At 63.2% G+C, this 6384-nt stretch carries 6 protein-coding genes; 2 read left to right on the top strand and 4 right to left on the bottom strand.

Annotated features, from left to right (window positions below; translation table 11 throughout):
* The first annotated feature begins 326 nt into the window (after positions 1-326).
* Positions 327-2603, top strand: a complete 2277-nt coding sequence (gene parC / locus Q8O80_RS14995) for a DNA topoisomerase IV subunit A (RefSeq protein ID WP_305580644.1) — start codon at positions 327-329, stop codon at positions 2601-2603.
* On the top strand, positions 2600-2911 hold the full coding sequence (locus Q8O80_RS14990) for a Dabb family protein (RefSeq protein WP_305580642.1): 312 nt from the start codon (positions 2600-2602) through the stop codon (positions 2909-2911). The genes parC and Q8O80_RS14990 overlap by 4 nt, the downstream gene beginning before the upstream one ends.
* A 20-nt stretch (positions 2912-2931) precedes the next feature.
* Here Q8O80_RS14990 and Q8O80_RS14985 read toward each other — a convergent pair whose 3' ends face one another.
* From Q8O80_RS14985 to hemB, 4 genes are all read right to left on the bottom strand, one after another.
* A complete protein-coding gene (locus tag Q8O80_RS14985) occupies positions 2932-3921 on the bottom strand; it encodes an endonuclease/exonuclease/phosphatase family protein (RefSeq protein ID WP_305580640.1) in 990 nt (329 codons plus the stop codon).
* 64 nt (positions 3922-3985) lie between these two features.
* Positions 3986-4714 (bottom strand): arginyltransferase, encoded by a 729-nt coding sequence (locus Q8O80_RS14980; protein ID WP_305580638.1) that lies wholly within the window; start codon positions 4712-4714, stop codon positions 3986-3988.
* A gap of 59 nt (positions 4715-4773) precedes the next feature.
* Positions 4774-5301 carry an RDD family protein gene (locus Q8O80_RS14975; RefSeq protein WP_305580637.1) on the bottom strand — a complete coding sequence of 176 codons (528 nt, stop codon included), beginning with the start codon at positions 5299-5301 and terminating at the stop codon, positions 4774-4776.
* Between the two features lie 59 nt (positions 5302-5360).
* On the bottom strand, positions 5361-6374 hold the full coding sequence (hemB, locus tag Q8O80_RS14970; protein ID WP_305580635.1) for a porphobilinogen synthase: 1014 nt from the start codon (positions 6372-6374) through the stop codon (positions 5361-5363).
* Positions 6375-6384 lie beyond the last annotated feature (10 nt).

Genomic DNA, 6384 nt, shown 5'->3' with positions numbered 1-6384 from the left:
CCACGCGGCGGCCTGCAGGCGAACAGTGGTGGGGTGGGCCGGGTGGAGGTTTTGCCTCTTCCACAGGTTCCGAGACGGCCGTGCGGGGGCGAGCGATCTCCGTGCCGCCGAACAGTTCCAAAAACCGGCGCCCCGAGGCGGCTTCCGTCTCATTTTTTAAATTTACCAGGGGCGATTGCCGCTTCGGGGTCCGCCTATCCATGAAAACCGCATTCAGGCGGCGTTTTGGCACGCCCAAACCCGTGCAAAACCGGGCGTCTGCGCCCACAAGCCGTCGCCAGCCGCTATAGTGCTTTCCTGATTCGTTCCCCCGGAATGCTTGGCCGATGTCTGACAACGATAGCGCAACGATCCCGCCCGCCGATGACCAGCGCGTCGTCGACCTCAAGCAGGCCATCGAGGAACGCTATCTCTCCTACGCCCTGTCCACCATCACCCAGCGGGCGCTTCCCGATGCGCGCGATGGCCTCAAGCCGGTGCACCGCCGCATCATCCACGCCATGCGCCTGCTCAAGCTCGATCCGGGCCAGGGCTACAAGAAGTCAGCCCGTATCGTCGGCGACGTGATCGGTAAGTTCCATCCCCATGGCGACCAGTCGATCTATGACGCCCTGGTCCGCCTGGCCCAGGATTTCGCGCTGCGCTACCCGCTGGTCGATGGGCAGGGCAATTTCGGCAATATCGACGGCGATAACGCTGCGGCCATGCGCTACACCGAAAGCCGCATGACCGATGTGGCGATGCGCCTGCTCGAGGGCATCACCGAAGACGCCATCGATTTCAAGGCAACCTATGATGGGGAAGACGAAGAGCCCGTCGTCCTGCCCTCCAATTTCCCCAACCTCTTGGCCAATGGCTCCACTGGCATCGCCGTGGGCATGGCGACCTCGGTGCCGCCGCACAATGTCTATGAATTGTGCGAGGCCGCGCTCCATCTTATCAACGTCAATCCAGAGGCTTCGGCCCAGGACCTGACTCAATATGTGAAGGGCCCCGATTTCCCCACCGGCGGCATTTTGGTGGAATCGGCATCCTCCATCGCCCATTCCTACGCCACCGGCCGCGGCTCATTCCGCCTGCGGGCCAAGTGGGAAATCGAGGAAACCGGACGCGGCTCCTATCTGATCGTCGTCACCGAAATTCCCTATGGCATCCAGAAGTCGCGGCTGGTCGAAAAGATCGCCGAACTGCTGCTCGCCAAAAAGCTGCCCTTGCTCAAGGACGTGCGCGACGAAAGCTCGGACGATATCCGGCTGGTGCTTGAGCCGCGCGCCCGCACTGTCGATGCGGTGATCCTGATGGAGCATCTGTTCAAGGTCAGCGATCTCGAAACCCGCTTCCCGCTCAATCTGAACGTGCTTGATCGCGGCACGGCGCCCAAGGTGATGAGCCTGCCCCAGGCGCTCAAGGCCTGGCTGGAGCATCGCAAGGAAGTGCTGGTCCGGCGCTCCAATCACCGGCTGGCCCAGATTGCCCATCGGCTCGAGGTGCTGGGCGGCTACATCATTGCCTATCTCAACCTCGATGAGGTGATCCGCATCATCCGCGAGGAGGATGACGCCAAGGCATCGCTGATGGCCACCTTCGAGCTCAGCGATGTGCAGGCCGAAGCCATTCTCAACATGCGGCTGCGCTCCCTGCGCAAGCTCGAGGAAATCGAGCTGCGCAAGGAACATGACAATCTGACCCGGGAGCAGGGGCAGCTTGAAGCCCTGCTGGCCTCGGAAAAGCGGCAGTGGAGCTCGATCAGCAAGGAAATCGAGGGGCTGAAAAAGGCCTATCCCCTGCTGGAGGCCGATGGCACCACCCCGCATGCGCTGGGCGCCCGCCGTACCATCCTGAAGGATGCGCCCAATGCCGATCTGTCCGAGGTCACCGAAGCCTTTATCGAGCGCGAACCGATCACCGTCATTCTCTCCGAAAAGGGCTGGATCCGCGCGCTCAAGGGGCATACCGACGATATCGACGAGAAGGGCTTCAAGGCGGGCGATCGGCTGAAACAGGCGATCAAGTGCGAGACCACCGACAAGCTGCTGATGCTGACCACCGGCGGCAAGGTCTATACCCTGGGCGGCGACAAGCTGCCGGGTGGCCGCGGGCAGGGTGAGCCCGTGCGCATCATCGTCGACATCGAAGAGGGCCAGGATATCGTCGATATCTTCGTCTATCGCGCCGGCCAGAAGCGCATCATTGCCTCAACCACCGGTTACGGCTTCATCGTTTCCGAAGACGAGATGATCGCCAATACCCGCAAGGGCAAGCAGATCCTCAATGTTGCGGCGCCTGTCGAAGCGCGCCTGCTGGTCCCCGTAATGGGCGACCGGGTGGCCATTATCGGCGAAAACCGCAAGCTGCTGGTGTTCCCGCTCAGCCAGCTTGCCGCCATGGGGCGCGGCAAGGGCGTGCGGCTGCAGCGCTACAAGGATGGCGGCGTCTCCGACATCAAGACATTCTATGCGGCCGACGGCCTGACTTGGACTGATAGTTCGGGTCGCACCTTCACCAAGCCGATGGAAGAGCTCACCGCCTGGATTGCCGACCGTGCAACCGCCGGCCGCCAGCCCCCCAATGGCTTCCCGCGCAACAACAGGTTCACCGGATGATCCGCCACTGCGTCTTCGTCAAGTTCCGCACCGATGTCAGCGCGACCGAGCGCGCCGACATCTACGCCGGTCTCGCCGCCCTGGTCGGCCAGATCGATGGCCTGCTGCGCGCCGATTTCGGGCCCAATATCTCGCCCGAAGGCATGGCCAAGGGCTTCAATGACGGCTTCATCATGGATCTGGCCGACGCCGCCGCCCGTGACCGCTATCTGGTCGATCCGGCGCACAAGGCCGCCGGAGGCCGCCTTGTCGCGGCGCTCGAGGGTGGCCGCGAGGGCCTGCTGGTGTTTGATCTGCAGCTCGACTGAGCGGCCTTGGGCAGGACGGGTTAGGGCACCGAAAATCTGAACACTACCGGCAGGTGATCACTCGCCGTGGGCCGCCCGAGGCCAATCTGGTGCACCACCACGCCGCCGCGCGTCATCACATGGTCCAGCGGCAGGAACGGCACCGTGTCTCGCCAGGCGCCCAGATAGTGCCAGCTCATCGGAAACGTCAGCAGGTTCATCGTCTCGCGCACCAGCCCATTGCCCGCCACAAAGGCGCGCAAGGCATAGGACCACGGCGTCGAGTTGAAATCCCCCGCCAGGATCAGCGGCCCCTCGATCTCGTCCACCACCGCCGACAGGGCGGCAAGCTGCTCCCGTTGCCGATCGACCGGGATGGGCCAGTCCATATGCGTGGTCAGCACCGAAAACGGCTTATCCCCGTCTGCCTGGAACCGTGCCAGAATATGCCCGGTACGCTCGGTGACATAGGCATTACTGGGGCAGGCGCCGTCCTGCACCTGTTCAAAGGGGAGACGTGAATACAGCCCGAGATTGGCCCTCTTGCCGCCGCGACAGCGCGCGAAGAACGGATACTCGGCCAGCAGGCGCGGGTGCAGATCGGTGGCCTGCTCGCCGAAATATTCCTGCAGCACGATGATGTCGGGGTCTTCGGCCTGGATGGCGGCAGTCACCTGCGCCATCTGGTAGTTCATCCCGAACAGGTTGTGCGTCATCATGGTGATGGTGCCCCGCGCCGGTGCCGCCGGTCTGGTCTGCAGCGCGGCCGCAAATTCAGGCAGCATGACATTGGCCGAGGCGGCAAAGCCGACAAAAACATAGATCAGGGCGACGCTGCGCAGTGTGCCGCGCAGGGCCAGCGCCACGATCACCAGGCCCAGCAGCGTGGCGGGAAACAGCAGGATCTGGGCATGATTGAACAGGTCAAACAGCGGCACCAGCGATCCCAGCAGCCCGGCAATGGCCAGCGAAGCGGCCAGTATTGCCCCCGATACGAGGCAAAACCGAATCGTCTGCAGCAGCGTGGGCATAGGCAATCCTGCGGGAATGGTCAGCTGTCGATCTCGGGGAGCCATGTGGCCCGACGCTGGCGCCTTAGTCGAGCAATACCCAACCCAGGGGGCCGCGCTGCACCTGCAAGGGGTGGAACTGCGCCTTGTAGGCCATTTTGGGCGAATCCTTCACCCAGTAGCCCAGATAGACATAGTCGAGTTCGGCCGACCGCACCTGGGCGATGTGGTCGAGAATCAGGAAGGTGCCCAGGCTGCGACAGGCCAGATCGGGGTCATAGAACGAATAGACCATCGACAGGCCGTCCGGCATCATATCGGTCAGGGCCACCGCCACCAGCGGCTGAGCGGGGTGATTGCGCAGGCGGTATTCGATGACGATCGATTGCACCGGGGTGTCCTCGACCATGTACTCATAGTCGACATAGCTCATCTGGGTCATGCCGCCGCCAGCGTGACGCGATTCCAGATAGCGCTTGAACAGATCGTATTGTTCGTGGGTTGCCGCGGTGGGCCGCACCTCGATGCTCAGGTCATCATTGGCGCGCAACACCCGGCGATAGCGCTTGGAGGGGGTAAAGCCCTGCGCCACAATCCGCACCGACTGGCAGGCATTGCAGCCTTCGCAGGCGGGCCGGTAGATCAGGTTCTGGCTGCGCCGGAATCCGTTCTCGCTGAGCAGATGATGCAGATTGGCCGCGCGCCGCCCGCTCAGATGGGTGAACAGCTTCCGCTCTTGCTTGCCGTCCAGATAGGGGCACGGCATGGGGGCAGTCAGAAACAGCTGGGTGGCATCGGGTGTCTGGTCAGTCATTGATGACCCTTGGGTGCGATAGGGGCAGTCTAACCCTCCCTATCCCCGGCGGCAACGGTTCAATAGGCCTCGCGGGCCCCCCGGCTGCGCGCCGAATGGTCGCGCCAGTGCCGTTCCATGGGCGAGCGCCGTACCATCAGCGTGCCGGTCACCAGGTCGTGAATCATCTGCCGGCGCGGGGTGAACAGCGCGAACAGCAGCGACAGCGGCCAGGAAATCCAGGTGGTGATCCAGAATACCCCGGCATGGATGATTGCCATCCAGCCATCCAGCGGCTGCCCGCGCGTCGGCGTCAGCACGATATCCATCGCCTGCATGCCCAGCGTGGCGCGCTTGGGCGAACCCAGCGTGGCCCCGTAATACAGCACGATGGTGGCGGGCACGACGACCAGCAGAGCCAGCCAGCCCAGCCCGAAGGTCACAAAGCCGGCAATCAGCCCGACAATAGCAAACGCCGTAATCAGCAATCCCATCACCACCAGGTCGATGAGGAAGGCAAATACCCGTCGGGTCAGCAACCCCTCGAACAATTCGGGGGCGGTCTGGGGGTCGGGGATAAGGGGGTCGGCAGTTTGCGACTGGTTCATGGCCAAGAGATTGTCACACCCGGGCCCGACTGCAAGAGGCGCGGCACACAAATATGGCGCTATTTGCCCAGATCGCGCGCTATCTCCAGCGCGAAATAGCTCAACACCCCATTGGCGCCGGCCCGCTTGAAGGCATGCAGGCTCTCCAGGATCGCCCCCTTGCGGTCAATCGCGCCAGCGGCCGCCGCCAGCTCGATCATGGCGAATTCGCCGCTCACCTGATAGGCATAGATGGGAATGTTGAAGCTGTCCTTGGCCCGGCGCACGATATCGAGATAGGGCAGGCCGGGTTTGACCATGATGCTGTCCGCGCCCTCGACAATATCCTGCTCGATCTCGCGCAGCGCCTCATCGGAATTGGCATAGTCCATCTGATAGGTGCGCTTGTCGCCCCTGAGGCGGCTGCCCGACCCCACGGCCTCGCGGAACGGGCCATAGAAATAGGACGCATATTTGGCCGCATAGGCCATGATCTGGATCTGCTCGAAGCCATTGTCGTCGAGCGCGGCGCGGATCGCGGCGACCCGTCCATCCATCATGTCCGATGGCGCGATGATGTCGGCGCCAGCCTTGGATTGCACCAGGGCCGATTTGATCATCACCGCGACGGTCTCATCGTTGAGGATTTCGCCATCGCGCACCAGGCCGTCCTGGCCGTCGCTGGAATATTCATCGAGCGCCACATCGGCGATCAGCCCGATCTCGGGCACCGCGCTCTTGATCGCGCTGAGTGCCCGGCACATCAGATTGTCCGGGTTATAGGCTTCCGCGCCGTTCTCGCTGCGCAGTTGGTCGGGCGTATTGGGAAACAGCGCAAGCGCCGGGATGCCGGCATCGCGCGCCGCCTTGGCCGCCTGCACACACAGATCGACACTCAGCCGATCGACGCCCGGCATGGTGCGGATCTGGGTTTTCTCATTGTGCCCGTCGATGACAAATAGCGGCCAGATCAGATCAGCCGGCGTCAGGGTCGTCTCGCGCACCATGGCCCGGCTCCATGCCGTCTGGCGCGTGCGACGCAGCCGCCGTCCGCCAAGAAAATCCATGTCGTGCTTCTGCCACTGCTCGGCCATCTGGGTCTCC

The organism is Devosia sp. (assembly GCF_030689745.1).
GTDB lineage: Bacteria > Pseudomonadota > Alphaproteobacteria > Rhizobiales > Devosiaceae > Devosia > Devosia alba.
Note: the sequence above shows the minus strand (reverse complement) of the source record. Positions and strands in the feature narration are given on the sequence as shown.